The organism is Klebsiella sp. TF21-TM (assembly GCF_019753495.1).
GTDB lineage: Bacteria > Pseudomonadota > Gammaproteobacteria > Enterobacterales > Enterobacteriaceae > Klebsiella > Klebsiella quasipneumoniae.
The window spans coordinates 38,140-59,277 of sequence record NZ_JAIJYL010000013.1 but is presented as its reverse complement, the minus strand read 5'-3'; the positions used below and the strand labels follow the sequence as shown (position 1 = coordinate 59,277).

The following is a 21,138-nucleotide window of genomic DNA, read 5'->3' as shown; positions in this document are numbered from 1 at the left end:
TTTCGATAAACGGCCACTAATGGCTCATCCGGCTATCTTAACACATCAGCCCGCGAGTACCTTTAACTCGGCTGCAATGCCGACAAATCAGATTTATCCGCCAGCCTTTTCAACAGCATATTTAACAGTACGCCGTACATCGGCAGGAAGAAAATGATGCTGATAAGCACTTTAAAGCTGTAGTCGACGAGGGCGATTTCCCCCCAGTGGGCGGCCATAAATGGATCCGGGCTGCGCCAGAAGGCGATGAAGAAGAACGCCACGGTATCGCTGATGTTGCCGAACAGCGTCGAGGCGGTGGGGGCCAGCCACCAGCGGCGGCTCTGCCGCAGGCGGTTGAAGACGTGGACGTCGAGGATCTGCCCCAGCGCATAGGCCATAAAGCTGGCGATGGCGATACGCGCGACGAAGAGATTAAAGGTGCCCAGCGCCGCGAAACCCTGCCACTCGCCCATGTAAAACAGGGCGGAGATGGCGTAGGAGATGACCAGCGCCGGGACCATCACCGCAAAAATAATGCGTCGCGCCAGCGGCGCGCCAAAAATTCGCACCGTCAGATCGGTGGCGAGGAAGATAAACGGAAAACTGAACGCCCCCCAGGTGGTATGGAAACCAAAGATGGAGATCGGTAGCTGAACCAGATAGTTGCTGGAGGTGATCACCAGCAGATGAAATAGCGAAAGCCAGACGAGCGCTTTTTTGCGCTGTACGGTAGTAAACGGATTCATATTGTGACCTTTTTATGCCCGTCATGCTTCAGGTAAATGAGCAATCGGCAGCGGAACGTTGGGGTGAGGGAACCCAATGAAAAACGGCTGCATGATACTGCGTTGCCGGCGTAATGCAATGGTTGTTTTTCGCGCAAACGTTAACCTGGCTTGCGTACTGGCGAACTGGGGGTAAACTAGGGCCGTTTTGTTGATGTGAGACTAAAATGAGCGAACTTTTCTCCACTCCAGACCACACTCTGGATGCCCTGGGACTGCGCTGCCCGGAGCCGGTCATGATGGTGCGTAAAACCGTGCGGACAATGCCCGTCGGCGAGACGCTGCTGATTATTGCTGACGATCCGGCCACCACCCGCGATATCCCGGGATTCTGCCGCTTTATGGAGCATGAGCTGGTGGCCCAGGAAACCGAAGCTCTGCCGTACCGCTACCTGATCCGCAAAAGCCACTGAGTCTCTCCCGGATAGCGGCGCGTAGCGCCTTATCCGGGCTACCCGACGGTCTGGAACCGTAGCCCTGCTAAGCGTAGCGCGAGCAGGGAATATCCCGGATGGCGGCGCGTAGCGCCTTATCCGGGCTACCCGACGGTCTGGAACCGTAGCCCTGCTAAGCGTAGCGCGAGCAGGGAAGCCGGTATCTATGCTACAACTTCTTACGCAATAACCGCAGCGCGTTAGCCGTTACCAGTACGGTGGCGCCGGTATCCGCCAGCACCGCCAGCCACAGGCCGGTCAGGCCGAGCAGGGTGGTGACAAGGAAAATCCCCTTCAGCCCTAAGGCAATCGCGATGTTCTGGCGAATATTCGCGTGGGTCGCCCGCGCCAGGGAGATCATCTGCGCCAGGCCGGTCAGACGGTTGTGGGTCAGCGCGGCGTCGGCGGTCTCCAGCGCCACGTCGGTGCCGCTGCCCATGGCGATGCCGATGGTCGCCGCCTTCATCGCCGGGGCGTCGTTGATGCCGTCCCCGACCATCGCCAGCGGCGCATCGGCATTCAGCGCCATCACCGCTTCGACTTTGTCCGCCGGCAGCAGGCCGGCGCGGAATTCCAGCCCCAGTTCGCTGGCGATGGCCGCCGCGGCGCGCGGGTTATCCCCGGTAAGGATCACCCCCTGCACCCCCAGCTGGTGTAAGGCATCCACTGCCTGACGCGCGTCGTCGCGCAGGGTGTCGCGCAGCGCCAGGATGCCGAGAAGCGTCTCGCCGCGCATGACCAGCACCACCGTTTGACCGGCGCTCTCCAGCTGCTGGATCTGCGCCTCATGCTCTGACGGGGCGGCTTTGCTGGCCGCGCAGATCACGATACGGCTGCCGTTGACCTCGGCTTCGATACCGGAGCCGGCCAGCGCCCGCTGGCCGCTGGCCTGCGGAATACTCAACTGACGCCGCTGCGCTTCGCGGACGATAGCCTGCGCCAGCGGATGGCTGGAGCCTTGCTCAACCGCCGCCGCCAGCGCCAGCAGCGTGTTATCGTCATTCTCAGCCGTGGCGATGACCGAGGTCACCTGCGGCTGGCCGACGGTCAGGGTGCCGGTTTTGTCGAACGCCACCTGGCGCACCTGGCCCAGCTGTTCCAGGGCCGCGCCGCCTTTAATTAACGCTCCGCGTCGGGCGGCGACCGCCAGGCCGGAAGTGATGGCTGCCGGGGTGGAGATGACCAGCGCGCACGGGCAGCCGATCAGCAGCAGCGTCAGCCCTTTATAAATCCACGGCAGCCAGGCGCTGGCGAAGAGCAGGGGCGGGACAATGGCGACCAACAGGGCCACCACCATAATGGCCGGAGTGTAGATCCGGCTGAAGCGATCGATAAAACGCTCGATCGGCGCCCGACGCTCCTCCGCCTCTTCAATCAGCTTCAGGATGCGGTCGATGGCGCTGTCGCCCGGTTCGGAGATTACGGTCAGCTGCACCAGGCGGTCGACGCTGGTGGCGCCCGCCGCTACGCGTTCTCCGGCCTGACGCTCCACCGGCACCGACTCGCCGGTCAGAGCGCTTTCATCAAAGCTGGCAAATGGCGACAGCAGCTGACCATCCGCCGGCAGACGCCCGCCGGCGGCCACTTCGATCACATCCCCCGGGCGCAGATCGCGCTGGGCGACGGTTTCCCGCACGCCGTTGCGCAGGCGAATGGCGGTGTCGGGCTTCAGCGCCATCAGCGCGCTCACCCCCTGCCGCGCGCGGCTGGCGGCCCAGCCTTCGAGACGCTCGCCGATCAGGAACAGCAGCAGGACCATCGCCGCCTCTGCGGTGGCGCCGATAAACAGCGCCCCGATGGCGGCGACGCTCATCAGCGTTTCAATGGCGAACCAGCTCCCGCTCTTGATCAGGCGCAGCGCCTGGCGGGCAACCGGCCACAGGCCGACCAGGGTGGTGGCAATAAAGGCTAACTGACCGGCAGGGTGGTTGGCCTGCTCCAACCCCCAGCTCAGGGCCATCATCATGATCAGCGTCAGCAACGGTAAATTGTCGCGCAGCCGCGAGCCCTGAGTTTTCTCTGACGCGGGGGCATCGGCATCGCGCAGCGTATAGCCTGCCTGACGTACCGCCTGCTCAACCTGAGCCCGAACGTCGCCCTCGGCGTTAACCAATAATTTTTCAGTGGCGAACAGCACCTGAACCTGACTGACGCCGGGCACCTGACGAACCGCCGTTTCCACCTTGCGGGCGCAGGCGGCGCAGTCCATGCCTGCAACCTGCCAGCTGTAGCGGGCGTCGCTGAGCGCTTCGGCGGCAGGCGCGCTCACTGCGGCGCAGGCGTGGTCTGTGCAGCAGCTTTCCGCCGGGGCGGGCGCTGGCCGCATGGTGAATGACGAGAATTGTGGGACTTTTTTATCCTGCGCGTCTGGAGTCGACATGGCACCCTCCGGTAAATGATAATTTTCTCATTAGCCGTAGGATACACTCTGGAGTCGACTCCAGAGTCAAGGACTAAATTACAGGTACAGCGCGCGCACGATGAGGAAGTGGCCGGCAAAGTAAAACGCGGCGGCAATGGCGTTATCGGCGCGGAAACGGCGGCGATAGTGGCTCACCAGCCACACGGCATTGCTCAGCAGCAGCAGAGCGGCGCCGGCGAATCCGGACAGCGCGGTGTTGGTAGGGCGGGCAAACCACAGCTCACCGGCCAGCCAGACCATCACCAGCGTCATGCCGATAAAGGTCAGCACCGGCATTTTCATCTCTTCCAGCCGGCTCCAGATCACCGCCATCAGCAGGGCGCCGAATACCAGCAGCACCAGCGGCAGCGGCCAGAAGAACGACAGCGTCAGCTGGCTGGCGAACCAGATGGTATACAGCAGATGCGACAGGAAGAAGGCGCCCACCGCGTACATCACCCGCTGGCGCGGCAGCAGGGTCAGGGCGTCGCCGAGCAGTGAGGCGCACAGGCCGGCCAGCACCAGGTAGCTGATGGCATTGAACATCGGCGCCTGCCAGGCCAGCAACAGCAACAGAATCAGGGTGACAGGTTTAAATACCCAGCGTCGCCAGGCCGGCCCGCGATAGGATGCATCGACATAAAGCCATGCGGAGAAACAGACAGCAATAAATGACCAAAGCATAGTAAGTCCCTGTATCTGTTATCATAAGGAAAGTTACGGATGCGTGAAGCTACCACTCAGTGTAGTGGTTTGGCGCAGCAGATGACAATGTTATTCCAGTCGCAGTATGCTGATTCCTGATATTTTTTATGGGTAACCTTAATGAGTAAAATGCCGCTCTTTTTTGTTCTGGTCGTCGCGGTGATTGTGGTGGCGGCTTCGTTTCGCTATGTGCAGCAGCGCCGCGAAAAACTGGCGAACGACGCCGCGCCGGTGTTGCAAAAGCGGGTGATCGTCAGCAATAAGCGGGAAAAAGTGATTAACGATCGGCGTTCGCGGCAGCAGACGGTGACGCCTGCGGGCAGCGAGATGCGCTATGAAGCGAGCTTTCGCCCTGAGAACGGCGGGCTGGAGGTGGTGTTTCGCCTTGACGCGCCGCAGTATCATGCGCTGAGCGTCGGCGATCGCGGGATGTTGAGTTATAAGGGCACAGCGTTCGTGGCGTTCACGCCCGATCCCTGAGCCCTTGTCAGGACTATTTCTTCAGCGTCGCCTTCAGTTTTTTCTGCCAGGCGACGAGCTCAAACACGCCGAAGATAAAAATGCGGATTTGCTCAAAGCGGCCCAGCGGCGGGGCATCCTTCGGCTGCGTCGCCTTGAGCAGCGTCAGCTGCAGACCGTGCATCAGGATCATAAAAATCAGCGCGACGTTGACGAAGATATTCAGCGGCTTCGGGAAGGGCTGAAACAGATTCAATAACAGAAAGGCCCAGACGCACAGCATCAGCAGGCGGCCTAAATTAATCAGCATGGTTCTCTCCTTGGGCCTCACGTTGGTAAAGACGGTACGCGACCTGTCCGGCCACTTTTTCACGATACAGATGCCAGTTCGCCGGTACCGGCGGTAAACCGTTTTCGACTTCGCTTTCGACGTACACCAGGGCCTCGTCGGCCAGCCAGCCCTGCGTTTCCAGCAGGCGCAGCGTCTCCTCCAGCAGCCCCTGACGGAACGGCGGGTCGACAAACACAATCTGATGCGGCGTGCCCGGTTGGCTCAGGAAGCTGAGGGTGTTAGTCGCGATCACCTTGCCGCGATCCGCTTTCAGGGTGGCCAGGTTTTTTTGCAACTGCTGAGCGACGCCGCGCTCCATCTCCAGTAGCGTGGTGCTGGCCGCATAGCGAGACAGCGCCTCAAGCCCCAGCGCGCCGCTGCCGGCAAAGCAGTCGAGGCAGTGCGCGTCAACGATGGACGGCGCCAGCCAGTTAAAAAGGGTTTCGCGAACCCGGTCGGTGGTCGGCCGCAGGCCCGGGCTCTCCGGCACCGGTAATTTACGGCCGCGCCATTGCCCGCCGATGATGCGGATCTGGCCGCTGCCCGCGTGGTTTGGTTTTTTCATCTCTCTGCTCAAGTCTCAACTTCCGGCCTGCTATTCTAGCGATCGACGGCGGTTGACGAAACCTTAATCCGGGGGCGGTGCTGCGAGTTAAGTTAAGTGATAGACTATCCAACTAATTTCATCATTTTTTCAGCTTCTGATGAAGCTGCGCCATGAATAAACAGCGAGGAGTGTGGTCGCAAATGGCAAAAGAGAAAAAACGTGGCTTCTTTTCCTGGCTGGGCTTTGGACAGAAAGAGCAGGCACAGGAAACCGAGACTGAACAAAAAGTAGAAGAACAACAAGCGGTTGCCCAGGAGACGCCGGCGGCGGAAACCCCTGCTGAGCCGAGCGCGCCGAAAGAGGACCCGGAGGCGTTTGCCGAAGAGGTCGTCGAAGTCACCGAGACGGTGGTCGAAAGCGAAAAGGCCCACCTCGCGGAGCCTGCCAGCGCGCAGGAAGAAGAGGCGGCGCCAGCGCCTGCTTTGGTTGAAGAGGCGCCGGTCGTCGCGCCGGAGCCTGCGGTCAGCGAACCGCTGAAGGCGGAGGAACAGCCGGCAGTGGTTGAGTCGCTGGTGGAGGACGTTATCGCCGAACCGGTGGCGGCGGAGGCCGTGGCTGAGCAGCCTGTAGAGGATGTCGTCGCCCAACCTCAGGAGACGGAAGCGCCGGAAGAGGACGCGCCGTTAAGCGATGAAGAGCTGGAAGCGCAGGCGCTGGCGGCCGAGGCGGCGGAAGAGGCGGCGGTGGTGGTGCCGGCGCCAGAGGAAGAGGCGCCGGTGGAAGCGCTGGTCCAGGAGCAGGAAAAACCGACGAAAGAAGGCTTTTTCGCCCGCCTTAAGCGTAGCCTGCTGAAAACCAAACAAAATCTCGGTTCCGGATTTATCAGCCTGTTCCGCGGTAAGAAGATCGACGACGATCTGTTTGAAGAGCTGGAAGAGCAACTGCTGATCGCCGACGTCGGGGTGGAAACCACCCGCAAGATCATTACTCATCTCACCGAGGGCGCCAGCCGTAAGCAGTTGCGCGATGCGGAAGCGCTGTACGGCCTGCTGAAAGAAGAGATGGGCGATATCCTCGCCAAAGTGGATGAGCCGCTGAATGTTGAAGGCAAAACGCCATTTGTTATTCTGATGGTCGGCGTGAACGGGGTGGGGAAAACCACCACCATCGGCAAGCTGGCGCGTCAGTTTGAGCAGCAGGGCAAATCGGTGATGCTGGCGGCGGGGGATACCTTCCGTGCAGCGGCGGTGGAACAGCTGCAGGTCTGGGGCCAGCGTAACAATATCCCGGTGATCGCCCAGCACACCGGCGCCGATTCCGCCTCGGTGATTTTCGACGCCATTCAGGCGGCGAAGGCGCGCCATGTTGATGTGCTGATTGCCGATACCGCCGGGCGTCTGCAGAATAAATCGCACCTGATGGAAGAGCTGAAGAAGATCGTCCGGGTGATGAAAAAGCTGGACGTCGACGCGCCGCATGAGGTGATGTTAACCATCGACGCCAGCACCGGGCAGAATGCCATTAGCCAGGCCAAACTGTTCCATGAAGCGGTAGGTTTGACCGGGATCACCCTGACCAAGCTGGATGGCACCGCCAAAGGCGGCGTGATCTTCTCGGTGGCCGACCAGTTCGGCATTCCGATTCGCTATATTGGCGTCGGCGAGCGTATTGAGGATCTGCGTCCGTTTAATGCGGGCGACTTTATTGAGGCACTTTTTGCCCGAGAGGATTAAGAATGATTCGCTTTGAACAAGTCAGCAAAGCCTATCTCGGTGGGAGACAAGCGCTGCAGGGGGTGAACTTCCACCTGCAGCCGGGCGAGATGGCGTTTCTGACCGGCCACTCCGGCGCAGGGAAAAGTACCCTGCTGAAGCTTATCTGTGGTATCGAACGGCCCAGCGCCGGGAAAATCTTCTTCAGCGGTCATGAAATCAGCCGCCTGAAGAGCCGTGAGGTGCCGTTCCTGCGCCGCCAGATCGGCATGATTTTCCAGGACCACCATTTGCTGATGGATCGTACCGTGTATGACAACGTGGCGATCCCGCTGATTATCGCCGGCGCCAGCGGCGATGACATTCGTCGCCGGGTCTCGGCGGCGCTGGATAAGGTCGGGCTGCTGGACAAAGCGAAGAACTTTCCGATTCAGCTCTCCGGCGGCGAGCAGCAGCGCGTGGGGATCGCTCGCGCGGTGGTCAACAAGCCGGCGGTGCTGCTGGCGGATGAACCGACCGGTAACCTCGACGAGGCGCTCTCGGAGGGGATTTTACGTCTGTTTGAAGAGTTTAACCGCGTCGGGGTGACGGTACTGATGGCCACGCACGATCTGGGGCTTATCTCCAGCCGTCCGTACCGCGTGCTGACGCTCAGCGACGGCCATCTGCATGGAGGCATTCGGGGTGAATAAGCGCGACGCAATGAACCAAATCCGCCAGTTCGGCAGCAAGTTCGATCGCCTGCGCAACGCGGCGGGCGGCGGCGGCGGCGGGCGCAATGCGCCAAAACGGCCGAAAGCGGCGCCTAACCCGGCCTCGCGTAAGAGCAACGTGTTCAACGAGCAGGTGCGCTACGCCTGGCACGGCGCGCTCCAGGATTTAAAAAGCACGCCGCTGGCGACCTTCCTGACGGTGATGGTTATCGCCATCTCGTTGACCCTGCCAAGCGTCTGCTACATGGTCTACAAAAACGTCAGCAGCGCGGCGTCACAGTACTATCCCTCGCCGCAGATCACCGTGTATCTGGAAAAAACGCTGGATGACGATGCCGCGGCGCGGGTGGTCGGCCAGCTGCAGGCGGAGCAGGGCGTCGACAAGGTGAACTATTTGTCACGTGACGAGGCATTGGGTGAATTCCGTAACTGGTCCGGCTTTGGCGGCGCCCTGGATATGCTGGAAGAGAACCCGCTGCCGGCGGTCGCCATCGTGGTGCCGAAGCTGGATTTCCAGAGCACGGAAGCGCTGAACACCCTGCGCGATCGGGTATCGCGGATCCAGGGGGTCGATGAAGTACGGATGGACGACAGCTGGTTTGCCCGCCTCTCCTCGCTCACCGGGCTGGTGGGCCGCGTGTCGGCGATGATCGGCGTGCTGATGGTGGCGGCGGTGTTCCTGGTGATCGGCAACAGCGTGCGCCTGAGCATCTTCGCCCGCCGCGATACCATTAACGTGCAGAAACTGATCGGCGCCACCGACGGCTTTATCCTGCGTCCGTTCCTCTACGGCGGGGCGATGCTGGGCTTCTCCGGCGCGTTTTTATCGCTGATCCTGTCGGAGATTCTGGTGATGCGCCTCTCGTCGGCAGTGACCGAGGTGGCGAAGGTGTTCGGCACCCAGTTTGAGCTGAGCGGCTTAGGCTTTGACGAGTGTCTGCTGATGCTGATCGTCTGCTCGATGATCGGGTGGGTGGCCGCCTGGCTGGCGACAGTGCAACATTTACGTCACTTTACTCCCGATTAAAAAAAGCGTGATATAATCTTTCCCTGCTGCAATGAGTTCCTGTTCGCAGGGAAAGATACCGCAAGCTTGTTCTCCTTTTCCTGCCCTCACTTTTTCATCGTGGTGTCACATTTTGTGCGTAATTTATTCACACCGTTGCAGGGAACTTGTGGATAAAATCACTGTCTGATACTAATGTGAGTGATATTCTCGTTGCTCATGAATGCTGGCATGCTTGTTGCCTGATGGGGACAAGACCACGTCAGAAGATATCAATTGAGAGGATTTGAATGACCAAAGAAATGCAAACTTTAGCTTTAGCCCCCGTTGGTAACCTGGAATCGTACATCCGGGCCGCTAACACTTGGCCGATGCTGTCGGCTGATGAAGAGCGGGAGCTTGCTGAAAAGCTGCATTACCAGGGCGATCTGGAAGCAGCGAAAAAGCTGATTCTGTCTCACCTGCGCTTTGTTGTTCACATTGCTCGTAACTACTCGGGCTATGGCCTGCCGCAGGCGGATCTGATCCAGGAAGGCAATATCGGCCTGATGAAAGCCGTGCGTCGCTTCAACCCGGAAGTGGGTGTGCGCCTGGTCTCCTTCGCCGTGCACTGGATTAAAGCCGAAATTCACGAATACGTGCTGCGCAACTGGCGTATCGTGAAGGTCGCTACCACCAAAGCACAGCGTAAGCTGTTCTTTAACCTGCGTAAAACCAAACAGCGTCTGGGTTGGTTCAACCAGGATGAAGTGGAAATGGTGGCCCGTGAGCTGGGCGTGTCGAGCAAAGACGTCCGCGAGATGGAATCCCGTATGGCGGCCCAGGACATGACGTTCGACATGTCGTCGGACGATGAATCCGACAGCCAGCCGATGGCGCCGGTTCTTTATCTGCAGGACAAAACGTCAAACTTTGCCGACGGCATCGAAGACGACAACTGGGAAGAGCAGGCGGCGAATAAGCTGACTGACGCGATGCAGGGCCTGGACGAGCGTAGCCAGGATATCATCCGCGCCCGCTGGCTGGACGAAGACAACAAGTCCACGCTGCAGGAGCTGGCTGACCGCTACGGCGTCTCCGCAGAGCGCGTGCGTCAGCTGGAAAAGAACGCCATGAAAAAACTGCGTGCCGCGATCGAAGCCTGATACGCCACCCCTGCCTGACGCCAGGCACCCCGATAACGCCCCGCCTCAGGTTGGGGCGTTTTGTTTTTCTGCGCCATCCATGGGCAGCAGCACCTCTGGACAGTGCGTCCGCAGGCAGCCTATCAGCACGCTGAACGCCGGCGCCATCTGCTCCTCGGGCTGGCTGGCAAATCCCATCAATAATCCTTTCTTACGCGCCGCCGTCAGGTAGTAGCGCGAGAGCGGCCGCACCAGAATGTGGCGCGCATTGGCCTCGCGGGCGATCGCCACATCGTCCGCCTCCTCCGGTAAATTGAGGATCAAATGCAGTCCGGCATTATCGCTGAAGTCCGACAGGGCGTCGGGCATACAGTGCCGCTGAATCAGCTCGGTTAAAAAGGCGCGACGACGGCTGTAGAGCAGCCGCATGCGGCGGATATGCGCCGAGTAGTGACCAGCGGTAATAAACTCCGCCAGCGCCATCTGGATCAGCGAATGGCCGCCGCGATAAAGCTCGGCGTGGGCGTGCTTCAGATCGCTGACCAGCGGGCGGGGGATCACCACATAGCCCAGGCGCAGGCCGGGATAGAGCGTCTTGCTGAAGGTGCCGACATAGACCACCGGCGCATCGGCCACCAGCCCCTGCAGGGCGGGGATGGGCTGCCCGGAAAAGCGAAACTCGCTGTCATAATCATCTTCGACGATCCAGCTGCCCTGCTGGCGGGCGAGCGCCAGCAGCCGCTGACGGCGTTCAAGGCTCATCACTGCGCCCAGCGGATACTGGTGAGAAGGGGTGACGAAGATGAGTCGCGGCGCATCGTCAACCGTTTCCGGCGGGCACAGCCCATTGGCATCGACGGTGATGGGGGCCGCCCGGACGTCGTTCATCGCCAGCACATGGCGAATGCCCCAGTAGGAAGGCTCCTCCACCCACGCCAGATCGCCGTTGTCGCACAGCATGCGAGTGACCAGGTCAATCGCCTGGTGGATCCCCTCGGTGATAAGAATTTGATCTGCCTGACAGTGGACGCCGCGCGATACCCGCAGATAATCCACCAGCGCCTGCTGCAGTTCCGGGGTACCGCCGTTGCAGCTGTAGCTGAGCCGCTCCGGCTTTGGCCGACGGCTGATGCGGGCCTGGATCTTGCTGAACAGCGGATGGGGAAAGGCGTTAACGTCCGGTACGCCGGGAATAAACGCTCCCCACTGGCGTGGGCTGGCGCTGACCTGGCCGAGCAGGTGCTGGCCGCGGCGTGAAAGGTGCGCCGTCGAAGTCGCGATACTGCTGTTTTCCCGCTTCCCCTTAGCGGTCAATGAACTTTCAGGCGCGGTTTGGGCAACGAATGTTCCGCTTCCCCGACGGGAAACCACATATCCCTCCGCCAGCAATTGTTCATAAGTTGTTAATATGGTGTTTCTTGATACGCCGAGTTCTCCCGCCAGGTCCCGCGACGGCGGCAGGCGGCTTTGCGGCGCCAGCGAACCGTCAAGGATCGCGCGGCGAAGCGCGTTGTATAAGCGTTTGTGCAGAAGAGGGTCGCGCTCTTCCTGCAGACGGACCAGCACCAGGTCACCCACCAGCGAACGCAATTGGATCCCTCAGATATTCAAAATTGGTACTCGATTATAGGGCCAACTCCTGTGTAAATAAACGACATCGTTTCTAATTTGTTGCGATAACGTGACATACACGACAGGAGATTCGCAGGTGAAAAGCTCAGAACTGAATCAACGTCGCCAGCAGGCGACGCCGCGCGGCGTAGGCGTAATGTGTAACTACTTTGTCGAGAAGGCGGAGAACGCCACGCTGTGGGATATCGAAGGCAATGAGGTGATCGATTTCGCCGCCGGTATCGCCGTGTTAAATACCGGTCACCGTCATCCGAAGGTGGTTGCCGCGGTCGCTGACCAGCTGCAGGCGTTCACCCACACCGCCTATCAGATTGTGCCGTACGAAAGCTATGTCACGCTGGCGGAACGTATCAACGATCTGGCGCCGATTGACGGGCCGGCAAAAACGGCCTTCTTCACCACCGGCGCGGAAGCGGTCGAGAACGCGGTGAAAATTGCCCGCGCTTACACCGGCCGTCCGGGGCTGATTACTTTCGGCGGCGGCTTCCACGGCCGTACCTTTATGACCATGGCGCTCACCGGTAAGGTCGCGCCCTACAAAATCGGCTTCGGCCCCTTCCCGGGCTCGGTGTATCACGGTGTCTACCCGAATGCGGCGCACGGCGTCTCCACCGCGGATGCGCTGAAAAGCCTGGAGCGCATTTTCAAAGCGGATATTGCGCCGGATCAGGTCGCGGCCATCATCCTCGAGCCGATCCAGGGAGAAGGCGGCTTTAACGTCGCGCCAGCCGATTTCATGCAGGCGTTGCGCGATCTGTGCGATACCCACGGCATTCTGCTGATCGCCGATGAAGTGCAGACCGGTTTCGCCCGTACCGGCAAGCTGTTCGCCATGCAGCACTATGATGTGAAACCGGATCTGATGACGATGGCGAAAAGCCTCGCCGGCGGTTTCCCGCTGTCGGGCGTCGTTGGTCGCGCCGAGGTGATGGATGCCCCTGCGCCAGGCGGCCTGGGCGGAACCTATGCCGGTAACCCGCTGGCGGTAGCCGCGGCGCACGCGGTGCTGGATGTGATTGCTGAAGAGCAGCTGTGCCAGCGCGCTGAACAGCTGGGTAGCCATCTGCAGGAAGTGCTCAACCAGGCGCGCGCCACCTGTCCGGCGATTGTCGATGTCCGCGGTCGGGGGTCGATGGTGGCGGTGGAGTTTAACGATCCGCAAACTGGCGAGCCGTCGCCGGAGTTTACCCGCCAGGTGCAACAGAAAGCGCAGGAGAACGGCCTGCTGCTGCTGAGCTGCGGCGTCTACGGCAACGTGATCCGCTTCCTCTATCCGTTGACGATTCCGGACGCCCAGTTCTCGAAAGCGCTGGATATTCTGGCGCGCGTACTGAAGAGCTAACGTCTCCCCGGTGGGCTGCGGCGGCAGGGAAGCCGAACAGAAACAGGAAGCCGCAGCCGGCTGTTCATGCTCAGCGTGAGTGGTTTATCACCCTGATATCACCTTTTTTCCGGCGGAGAAAACCGCCGGAGTAAAACGGAAAGTATTATGTCTGAAAACTCCACCTTTTCTCCCGTCCTCACCGGCCGGGAACGTACGGCTGTCCCTGCAAAATCTCTGAGCTTCGTCGAAGGGGTATCGATGATTGTCGGTACCAATATCGGCGCGGGTGTCCTCTCCATCGCCTATGCGTCAAGCAAAGCGGGCTTCTTACCGCTGCTATTCTGGCTGGTGCTGGTGGGCAGCCTGACCACGGTGACCATGCTCTATGTCGCGGAATCTACGCTCCGCACGCGTAAACATCTGCAGCTCAGCGGATTATCAAAGCGCTACGTCGGCGGCTTTGGCGCGCTGATGATGTTCCTCTCCGTCTGCGTCAACAGCGTCGGCGCATTGACGGCTTATATGACCGGCAGCGGCAAGCTGCTCTACTCCCTGTTTGGCATTTCGCCGGCGCTGGGCAGCGTGCTGTTTTTCGTCCCGGCGGCAGGGGTGCTTTATCTGGGGCTGAAGGCGATCGGCCGCGGCGAGAAATTTATCAGCATCGGTATGGTGGTGATGATCTCGGTGCTGGTGATTGCCACGCTGCTGAAAGAGACCACCCGCGTGGGCTATCTGCTCGACGGCAACTGGCTGTATATGGTTCCGGTCTTCAACGTCGTGGCGTTCTGCTTCTCGGCACAGTATATCGTCCCGGAAATGGCGCGAGGCTTCGCCGACAAACCGGAAAAATTGCCTAAAGCCATTATGGTCGGTATGGCGCTGACCTTTACCCTGCTGGCGCTGGTGCCGCTGTCGGTGATCTCGCTTAATGGCCTGGACAATATTTCGGATGTGGCCACCATCTCCTGGGGCAGGGCGCTTGGCGAATGGGCCTTCTTCTCCGCCAACCTGTTTGCGCTGTGCGCGATGTTGACCTCCTACTGGGGACTGGGCGGCAGCTTCCTGACCAACATCTTCGATCAGTTCCGCCTGGGGAATGATGAACAGCCCGCCCGCCGCTTGATGGTGCTGCTGGTGGTGGCGATCCCGCCGTTCGTGCTGGCCTACAGCGGTATGGTCTCTTTCGTCAACGCGCTCTATTTTGCCGGGGTGTTCAGCGGCGTTATTTTATCGATTATGCCGATCCTGATGCTTAAGGGCGCCCGCCAGCGTGGCGACCTGACGCCGGGCTGGACCTGTCCGGCCTGGATGACCCATCCGCTTATCCAATGCTTCATTGTGTTGTTGTATCTTTGCAGCGCCGTCTACGCGGTAGCGTCCGCGGTAGGCTACCTGCCCGCTGGCTGGTAATCAGGGCCTGTTTTGCACCGCGTCCGGTTCATGCTGGCGCGGTTTTTTTATTTGTCACTTATCTGTTACATAGCCCGCAATTTAGTCGTTTCAAATTCCTCAGAATGACGGTATGTTTAGCATAGTGTGCTGCAAAAGCGCGAGCAGCCCCCGGTTGGTTAGCTATCATATGCTTTTCCTATCGATATAAACAAAATAATGCGCTAACAAACAACATCACAACAAATGCAAAAACCATAATAATGGGGAGCCTCAGGATGAATATGAAGGGTAAAGCGTTACTGGCAGGATGTATTGCCTTAGTTATGAGCAGCGCGGCGCTGGCGGAAGATATCAAAATCGCGGTAGTCGGGGCGATGTCCGGCCCGGTGGCCCAGTACGGCGATCAGGAGTTTACCGGCGCCGAGCAGGCGGTAGCGGATATCAACGCGAAGGGCGGCATTAAGGGCAATAAGCTGCAGATCGTAAAATATGATGACGCTTGCGACCCGAAACAGGCGGTAGCGGTCGCCAACAAAGTGGTCAACGACGGGATCAAATACGTTATCGGCCACCTGTGCTCCTCTTCCACTCAGCCGGCGTCTGACATCTATGAAGACGAAGGCATTCTGATGATCACCCCCGCTGCGACCGCGCCGGAGCTGACCGCGCGCGGCTATAAGCTGATCCTGCGCACCACCGGTCTGGACTCCGACCAGGGACCAACCGCGGCGAAATACATTCTCGACAAAGTGAAGCCGCAGCGTATCGCAGTCGTGCATGACAAACAGCAGTACGGCGAAGGTTTGGCCCGTGCGGTGCAGGATGGCCTGAAAAAAGGCGGGGCGAACGTGGTCTTCTTCGACGGGATCACCGCCGGTGAGAAAGATTTCTCCACTCTGGTGGCGCGCCTGAAGAAAGAGAATATCGACTTCGTCTACTACGGCGGTTACCACCCGGAAATGGGCCAGATCCTGCGTCAGGCCCGCGCTGCCGGTCTGAAAACCCAGTTTATGGGCCCGGAAGGCGTAGCGAACGTCTCCCTGTCTAACATCGCCGGCGAGTCGGCGGAGGGCCTGCTGGTGACCAAGCCGAAGAACTACGACCAGGTGCCGGCGAACAAACCGATCGTGGATGCGATCAAGGCGAAGAAACAGGATCCGAGCGGCGCCTTCGTCTGGACCACCTACGCGGCGCTGCAGTCGCTGCAGGCGGGCCTGAATCAGTCTGACGATCCGGCGGAAATCGCTAAATACCTGAAAGGCGCGACGGTAGACACCGTGATGGGCCCGCTGTCGTGGGATCAGAAAGGCGACCTGAAAGGCTTCGAGTTCGGTGTCTTTACCTGGCATGCTAACGGTACGGCGACCGACGCCAAATAATTTAACCGGCGCCTTTCACGCTGCAAATGCGTTGTCTGCGCCCCTCAACCCCGGTCACTTACTGATGTAAGCTCCCGGGGATTTCGGGTCTTGACGCCTTTTTGCAACGCGAAATGCTGGGTTAAATGGGTGGGGCGCTTTTCACGCTGCTAATGCGTTGTCTGCGCCCCTCAACCCCGGTCATTTACTGATGTAAGCCAGGTAGCCCGGCTAAGCGAAGCGCCGCCGGGTTCTTCCTTGGCCATGCTCCGCTTATTGGGGCTACGGCTTAATGCTTTTCCCAACCGGTCTGCTGGGCGCTAAAGCCGAGCGCCTGCATAAAGGCCGCCATCACGCCGCGGTCTTCCACCCCGCGGTCGGCGATGCGCCAGCTATTGATCGCCGGGTTATCACGCAATGTCTCTTCCACTAAATATTGCCCGACGCCGCGGCGGCGGGTCACTTCACGCACGCACAGATCGCTGAGCTCACCTTCGACGCCGCGCAGGGTAACGCGCACAGCGCCCAACAGGCGCTCGTTAAAGCGGGCGGCATAGAGACGATGGTTTTCATCCAGGGCCAGCGTCGACAGATCCTGCGACGGCCAGATTTTCCCCAGATCAATGCGATCCTGATCGCTGAAGTGCTGTAAACGGATAATAGTCAGTTTCATGGGCGGCAAGTCCAGTGCAAAACAGAGGCGCCAGTGTACCCAAAATTGCTGTCTGGCGGAGCGCTGTTTTTTGCGCATACATCAGGGGATTCGTTTTCCTGGCGTTGTTGGGGTAGCGCAATCCGTCATGGATCGAAAAATAAGCAGGATTTTAACCTAATGTGCAGCGTTTTATTCCGCCTTATGTATCGTTATTTTATGCTGCCGCATGGACTTTTTTTTGTTTATCTTCAGCAAAATACAGAATATTATCTTTGCTTAATCGACTGAAAAATAGAGATTTTAATCTGTTTTTTAGTGAAAAGCTGCGCTAAACCATTAAACTCAATGGTAAAAATGGCGTTGTTTAATAAAAGCACAGAATGCTTTTTAACCATAAAAATACAAAACATTTACACCACATCACGAACGGGGTTCTGCAGCATGAAAAGGAACGCGAAAACCATCGTCGCGGGCATTGTCGCATTAGCGATGTCGCACGCGGCGATGGCCAAGGATATTAAGGTCGCCGTGGTCGGCGCGATGTCGGGTCCGGTGGCCCAGTGGGGCGACATGGAGTTCAACGGCGCGCGTCAGGCGATTAAAGACATCAACGCCAGCGGCGGTATTAAGGGCGACAAGCTGGTGGCCGTCGAATATGACGACGCCTGCGATCCGAAGCAAGCGGTCGCGGTGGCCAACAAAATCGTCAACGACGGTATTCAGTACGTTATCGGCCACCTGTGCTCCTCTTCCACCCAGCCGGCTTCCGATATCTATGAGGATGAAGGCATCCTGATGATCTCCCCGGGAGCGACCAACCCGGAGCTGACCCAGCGCGGCTATCAGTACATCATGCGTACCGCCGGCCTCGACTCCTCGCAGGGGCCGACCGCGGCGAAATATATCGTCGAGAACGTCAAACCGCAGCGTATCGCCATCATTCATGACAAGCAGCAGTACGGCGAAGGGCTGGCGCGTTCGGTGCAGGACAACCTGAAAAAAGCCGGGGCCAACATCGTCTTCTTTGACGGCATCACCGCGGGCGAGAAAGATTTCTCCGCGCTGCTGGCGCGCCTGAAGAAAGAGAACATCGACTTCGTCTACTACGGCGGTTACTACCCGGAAATGGGCCAAATGCTGCGCCAGGCGCGCTCCGTGGGGCTGAAAACCGTGTTTATGGGGCCGGAAGGGGTCGGCAACGCCTCGCTGTCCAATATCGCGGGCGCCGCGGCGGAAGGGATGCTGGTGACGATGCCAAAACGCTACGATCAGGACCCTGCCAACAGCGCCATCGTCAACGCGCTGAAAGCGGAGAAGAAAGATCCGAGCGGGCCGTATGTCTGGATCACTTACGCCGCGGTTCAGTCGCTGGCGCAGGCGATGGACAGAACCGGCAGCCAGCAGCCGCTGGATTTAATCAAAGATTTGAAAGCGCACGGGGCGAAAACCGTGATTGGGCCGCTGACCTGGGATGAAAAAGGCGATCTGAAGGGATTTGAGTTTGGTGTCTTCCAGTGGCACGCCGACGGCTCTTCGAGCGCGGCGAAATAAGCGCTGAAGATGAGTTATCCCTCCGCCCGCGAGCCGCGGGCGGTTTGAAAAAGGTTACCTTATGTCCGAGCAGTTTCTCTATTTTCTGCAGCAGATGTTTAACGGCGTCACGCTGGGCAGTACCTACGCGCTGATCGCCATCGGCTATACGATGGTGTACGGCATTATCGGCATGATCAACTTCGCCCATGGCGAGGTCTACATGATTGGCAGCTATGTCTCCTTCATGATCATCGCCGCGCTGATGATGATGGGTATCGACACCAGCTGGCTGCTGGTCGCCGCCGGCTTCGTGGGCGCCATTGTGATTGCCAGCGCCTACGGCTGGAGCATTGAGCGCGTGGCCTATCGGCCGGTGCGTAATTCCAAGCGTCTGATTGCGCTGATCTCCGCTATCGGGATGTCTATCTTCCTGCAGAACTACGTCAGCCTGACCCAGGGCTCCCGCGACGTGGCGCTGCCGAGCCTGTTTAACGGCCAGTGGGTCGTCGGCCACAGCGACAGCTTCTCCGCGACGATCACCACCATGCAGCTGGTGATCTGGGTGGTGACCTTTATCGCCATGCTGGCCCTGACGCTGTTCATTCGCTACTCGCGGATGGGGCGCGCCTGCCGCGCCTGTGCCGAAGACCTGAAAATGGCGAGCCTGCTCGGCATTAACACCGATCGCGTCATTGCCCTGACCTTTGTCATCGGCGCAGCGATGGCGGCGGTGGCGGGCGTGCTGCTGGGTCAGTTCTACGGCGTGATTAACCCCTACATCGGCTTTATGGCCGGGATGAAGGCCTTCACCGCCGCCGTGCTCGGCGGTATCGGCAGTATCCCCGGCGCGATGATCGGCGGCCTGATCCTGGGTATTGCCGAGGCGCTCTCTTCTGCCTATCTCAGCACCGAATATAAGGATGTGGTTTCCTTTGCGCTGCTGATTCTGGTGCTGTTAGTGATGCCGACCGGCATTCTGGGCCGCCCGGAGGTGGAAAAAGTATGAAACCGATGCAAATTGCAATGGCGCTGCTCTCTGCTGCGATGTTCTTCATTCTGGCGGGCGTCTTTATGGGCGTGCAGCTGGAGCTGAACGGCACCAAACTGGTGGTGGATACCGCCGCCGATATTCGCTGGCAGTGGATCTTCATCGGCACCGCGGTGGTCTTTTTCTTCCAGCTGCTGCGGCCGCTGTTCCAGAAAGCGGTTAAGAACGTCTCCGGGCCGAAGTTTATTATGCCGGCGATTGACGGCTCGACGGTGAAGCAGAAGTTGTTCCTGATAGCCCTGCTGGTGATTGCCGTGGCCTGGCCGTTTATGGTGTCGCGCGGTACGGTGGATATCGCCACCCTGACGATGATCTATATCATTCTCGGCCTTGGGCTGAACGTGGTGGTCGGCCTTTCCGGCCTGCTGGTCCTGGGCTACGGCGGGTTCTACGCCATCGGCGCGTATACCTTCGCGCTGCTGAACCACTATTACGGTCTCGGCTTCTGGACCTGTCTGCCGCTGGCCGGCCTGGTCTCCGCGGCGGCTGGCTTCCTGCTTGGCTTCCCGGTGCTGCGTCTGCGCGGCGACTACCTGGCGATCGTGACCTTAGGCTTCGGCGAGATCGTACGTATTCTGCTGCTCAACAATACCGAAATCACCGGCGGGCCAAACGGCATCAGCCAGATCCCGAAACCGACCTTCTTTGGCCTCGAATTCAGCCGCAGCGCCCGCGAAGGCGGCTGGGATACCTTCAGCAACTTCTTCGGCGTCAAATACGATCCCTCCGACCGGGTCATTTTCCTCTATCTGGTGGCGCTGCTGCTGGTGGTGCTGAGCCTGTTCGTTATCAACCGCCTGCTGCGGATGCCGCTGGGGCGGGCGTGGGAAGCGCTGCGTGAAGATGAGATCGCCTGTCGTTCGCTGGGCCTGAGCCCGACGCGCATCAAGCTGACCGCCTTTACCATCAGCGCCGCGTTTGCCGGCTTCGCCGGGACGCTGTTCGCCGCGCGCCAGGGCTTCGTCAGCCCGGAATCCTTTACCTTCGCCGAGTCCGCCTTTGTACTGGCGATCGTCGTGCTGGGCGGGATGGGCTCGCAGTTCGCGGTGATCCTGGCGGCTATTCTGCTGGTGGTGTCGCGTGAGCTGATGCGTGACTTTAACGAATACAGCATGTTAATGCTCGGCGGCCTGATGGTGCTGATGATGATCTGGCGTCCGCAGGGGCTTCTGCCAATGACGCGCGTGCAGTTGAAGCTGAAAAACGGTCAGGCGAAAGGAGAGCAGGCATGAGTCAGCCATTATTATCCGTCAGCGGCCTGATGATGCGTTTCGGCGGTCTGCTGGCCGTCAACAATGTGTCGCTGGAGCTCAAAGAGCGCGAGATCGTCTCGCTGATCGGCCCCAACGGCGCCGGGAAGACCACCGTCTTTAACTGCCTGACCGGTTTTTACAAGCCCACCGGCGGCACCATTCTGCTGCGCGACCAGCATCTGGAAGGGCTGCCGGGCCAGCAGATTGCCCGGATGGGCGTGGTGCGGACCTTCCAGCACGTGCGCCTGTTCCGCGAAATGACGGTCATTGAAAACCTGCTGGTGGCGCAACATCAGCAGCTGAAAACCGGGCTCTTCTCCGGCCTGCTGAAAACGCCGGCCTTCCGTCGGGCGCAGAGCGAAGCGCTGGACCGCGCGGCCACCTGGCTTGAGCGTATCGGCCTGCTGGAGCACGCTAACCGGCAGGCCAGCAACCTGGCCTATGGCGACCAGCGCCGGCTGGAGATTGCCCGCTGCATGGTGACCCAGCCGGAAATTCTGATGCTCGATGAACCGGCGGCGGGGCTGAACCCGAAAGAGACCAAAGAGCTGGATGAGCTTATCGCCGAGCTGCGTAACCATCACAACACCACCATCCTGCTTATCGAACACGATATGAAGCTGGTGATGGGCATTTCCGATCGCATCTACGTCGTGAACCAGGGGACACCGCTGGCCAACGGGACGCCGGAAGAGATTCGTAATAACCCGGACGTGATCCGCGCATACCTTGGTGAGGCATAAG

Annotated in this window: 20 protein-coding genes; 13 read left to right on the top strand and 7 right to left on the bottom strand. The window is 59.5% G+C overall.

Annotated elements, in window-relative coordinates:
• Window positions 1–62: 62 nt before the first annotated feature.
• On the bottom strand, window positions 63–728 hold the full coding sequence (locus K5R89_RS14205) for a 7-cyano-7-deazaguanine/7-aminomethyl-7-deazaguanine transporter (protein ID WP_023291236.1): 666 nt from the start codon (window positions 726–728) through the stop codon (window positions 63–65).
• A 206-nt stretch (window positions 729–934) separates the two neighbouring features.
• Here K5R89_RS14205 and tusA point away from each other — a divergent pair, with 206 nt between their 5' ends.
• The gene (gene tusA / locus K5R89_RS14200) at window positions 935–1,180 is read left to right on the top strand and encodes a sulfurtransferase TusA (RefSeq protein ID WP_002920858.1); all 246 of its coding nucleotides are present in this window, start codon (window positions 935–937) and stop codon (window positions 1,178–1,180) included.
• 190 nt (window positions 1,181–1,370) lie between these two features.
• Here the strand turns inward: tusA and zntA are convergent, their stop codons facing one another.
• Together zntA and K5R89_RS14190 are read right to left on the bottom strand one after the other, a co-directional pair.
• Window positions 1,371–3,581 carry a Zn(II)/Cd(II)/Pb(II) translocating P-type ATPase ZntA gene (gene zntA, locus K5R89_RS14195; protein ID WP_217259330.1) on the bottom strand — a complete coding sequence of 737 codons (2,211 nt, stop codon included), beginning with the start codon at window positions 3,579–3,581 and terminating at the stop codon, window positions 1,371–1,373.
• Window positions 3,582–3,659: 78 nt separating this feature from the next.
• Complete coding sequence (locus K5R89_RS14190; protein ID WP_004173987.1) at window positions 3,660–4,286, bottom strand: lysoplasmalogenase; 627 nt, start codon at window positions 4,284–4,286, stop codon at window positions 3,660–3,662.
• Window positions 4,287–4,436: 150 nt separating this feature from the next.
• Here K5R89_RS14190 and K5R89_RS14185 point away from each other — a divergent pair, with 150 nt between their 5' ends.
• Window positions 4,437–4,787, top strand: coding sequence for a DUF2500 domain-containing protein (locus K5R89_RS14185; protein WP_023291234.1), 351 nt, complete (start codon window positions 4,437–4,439; stop codon window positions 4,785–4,787).
• A gap of 13 nt (window positions 4,788–4,800) precedes the next feature.
• Here K5R89_RS14185 and K5R89_RS14180 read toward each other — a convergent pair whose 3' ends face one another.
• Window positions 4,801–5,076 carry a DUF1145 family protein gene (locus K5R89_RS14180; protein WP_004202092.1) on the bottom strand — a complete coding sequence of 92 codons (276 nt, stop codon included), beginning with the start codon at window positions 5,074–5,076 and terminating at the stop codon, window positions 4,801–4,803.
• Entirely contained in the window at window positions 5,066–5,662 is a 597-nt protein-coding gene (gene rsmD, locus K5R89_RS14175) for a 16S rRNA (guanine(966)-N(2))-methyltransferase (protein WP_023291233.1), read from the bottom strand. Before rsmD ends, K5R89_RS14180 begins: the two co-directional genes overlap by 11 nt.
• Before the next feature lie 182 nt (window positions 5,663–5,844).
• On the opposite strand from rsmD, the gene ftsY reads away from it, so the two are divergent.
• The 4 genes from ftsY (at window position 5,845) to rpoH (ending at window position 10,220) form a co-directional block, all read left to right on the top strand.
• A complete protein-coding gene (gene ftsY, locus K5R89_RS14170; protein ID WP_217259332.1) occupies window positions 5,845–7,377 on the top strand; it encodes a signal recognition particle-docking protein FtsY in 1,533 nt (510 codons plus the stop codon).
• 2 nt (window positions 7,378–7,379) lie between these two features.
• Window positions 7,380–8,048 (top strand): cell division ATP-binding protein FtsE, encoded by a 669-nt coding sequence (ftsE, locus tag K5R89_RS14165; RefSeq protein WP_004202097.1) that lies wholly within the window; start codon window positions 7,380–7,382, stop codon window positions 8,046–8,048.
• Entirely contained in the window at window positions 8,041–9,096 is a 1,056-nt protein-coding gene (ftsX, locus tag K5R89_RS14160; protein WP_002920816.1) for a permease-like cell division protein FtsX, read from the top strand. Before ftsE ends, ftsX begins: the two co-directional genes overlap by 8 nt.
• 269 nt (window positions 9,097–9,365) lie before the next feature.
• Complete coding sequence (gene rpoH, locus K5R89_RS14155) at window positions 9,366–10,220, top strand: RNA polymerase sigma factor RpoH (RefSeq protein ID WP_002920815.1); 855 nt, start codon at window positions 9,366–9,368, stop codon at window positions 10,218–10,220.
• Window positions 10,221–10,265: 45 nt separating this feature from the next.
• On the opposite strand, the gene K5R89_RS14150 is transcribed toward rpoH, so the two are convergent.
• On the bottom strand, window positions 10,266–11,789 hold the full coding sequence (locus K5R89_RS14150; protein ID WP_060589718.1) for a PLP-dependent aminotransferase family protein: 1,524 nt from the start codon (window positions 11,787–11,789) through the stop codon (window positions 10,266–10,268).
• A gap of 118 nt (window positions 11,790–11,907) precedes the next feature.
• On the opposite strand from K5R89_RS14150, the gene K5R89_RS14145 reads away from it, so the two are divergent.
• From K5R89_RS14145 to livJ, 3 genes are all read left to right on the top strand, one after another.
• The gene (locus K5R89_RS14145) at window positions 11,908–13,173 is read left to right on the top strand and encodes a 4-aminobutyrate--2-oxoglutarate transaminase (RefSeq protein ID WP_023291230.1); all 1,266 of its coding nucleotides are present in this window, start codon (window positions 11,908–11,910) and stop codon (window positions 13,171–13,173) included.
• Window positions 13,174–13,320: 147 nt separating this feature from the next.
• Window positions 13,321–14,565 (top strand): aromatic amino acid transport family protein, encoded by a 1,245-nt coding sequence (locus K5R89_RS14140; RefSeq protein WP_023291229.1) that lies wholly within the window; start codon window positions 13,321–13,323, stop codon window positions 14,563–14,565.
• Between the two features lie 257 nt (window positions 14,566–14,822).
• Window positions 14,823–15,926: a branched chain amino acid ABC transporter substrate-binding protein LivJ gene (gene livJ, locus K5R89_RS14135; protein ID WP_002920812.1), complete on the top strand. Its 1,104-nt coding sequence runs from the start codon at window positions 14,823–14,825 to the stop codon at window positions 15,924–15,926.
• A 268-nt stretch (window positions 15,927–16,194) separates the two neighbouring features.
• On the opposite strand, the gene panM is transcribed toward livJ, so the two are convergent.
• Complete coding sequence (panM, locus tag K5R89_RS14130; RefSeq protein ID WP_110238281.1) at window positions 16,195–16,578, bottom strand: aspartate 1-decarboxylase autocleavage activator PanM; 384 nt, start codon at window positions 16,576–16,578, stop codon at window positions 16,195–16,197.
• A gap of 423 nt (window positions 16,579–17,001) precedes the next feature.
• Here panM and livK point away from each other — a divergent pair, with 423 nt between their 5' ends.
• The 4 genes from livK to livG all read left to right on the top strand — a co-directional run bounded on the left by livK (window position 17,002) and on the right by livG (window position 21,137).
• Entirely contained in the window at window positions 17,002–18,111 is a 1,110-nt protein-coding gene (livK, locus tag K5R89_RS14125) for a high-affinity branched-chain amino acid ABC transporter substrate-binding protein LivK (protein ID WP_048298510.1), read from the top strand.
• Between the two features lie 61 nt (window positions 18,112–18,172).
• The gene (gene livH, locus K5R89_RS14120; protein ID WP_002920807.1) at window positions 18,173–19,099 is read left to right on the top strand and encodes a high-affinity branched-chain amino acid ABC transporter permease LivH; all 927 of its coding nucleotides are present in this window, start codon (window positions 18,173–18,175) and stop codon (window positions 19,097–19,099) included.
• Window positions 19,096–20,373 carry a branched chain amino acid ABC transporter permease LivM gene (gene livM / locus K5R89_RS14115; protein ID WP_004202111.1) on the top strand — a complete coding sequence of 426 codons (1,278 nt, stop codon included), beginning with the start codon at window positions 19,096–19,098 and terminating at the stop codon, window positions 20,371–20,373. Before livH ends, livM begins: the two co-directional genes overlap by 4 nt.
• Window positions 20,370–21,137 (top strand): high-affinity branched-chain amino acid ABC transporter ATP-binding protein LivG, encoded by a 768-nt coding sequence (gene livG / locus K5R89_RS14110; protein ID WP_023291227.1) that lies wholly within the window; start codon window positions 20,370–20,372, stop codon window positions 21,135–21,137. The genes livM and livG overlap by 4 nt, the downstream gene beginning before the upstream one ends.
• Window position 21,138 lies beyond the last annotated feature (1 nt).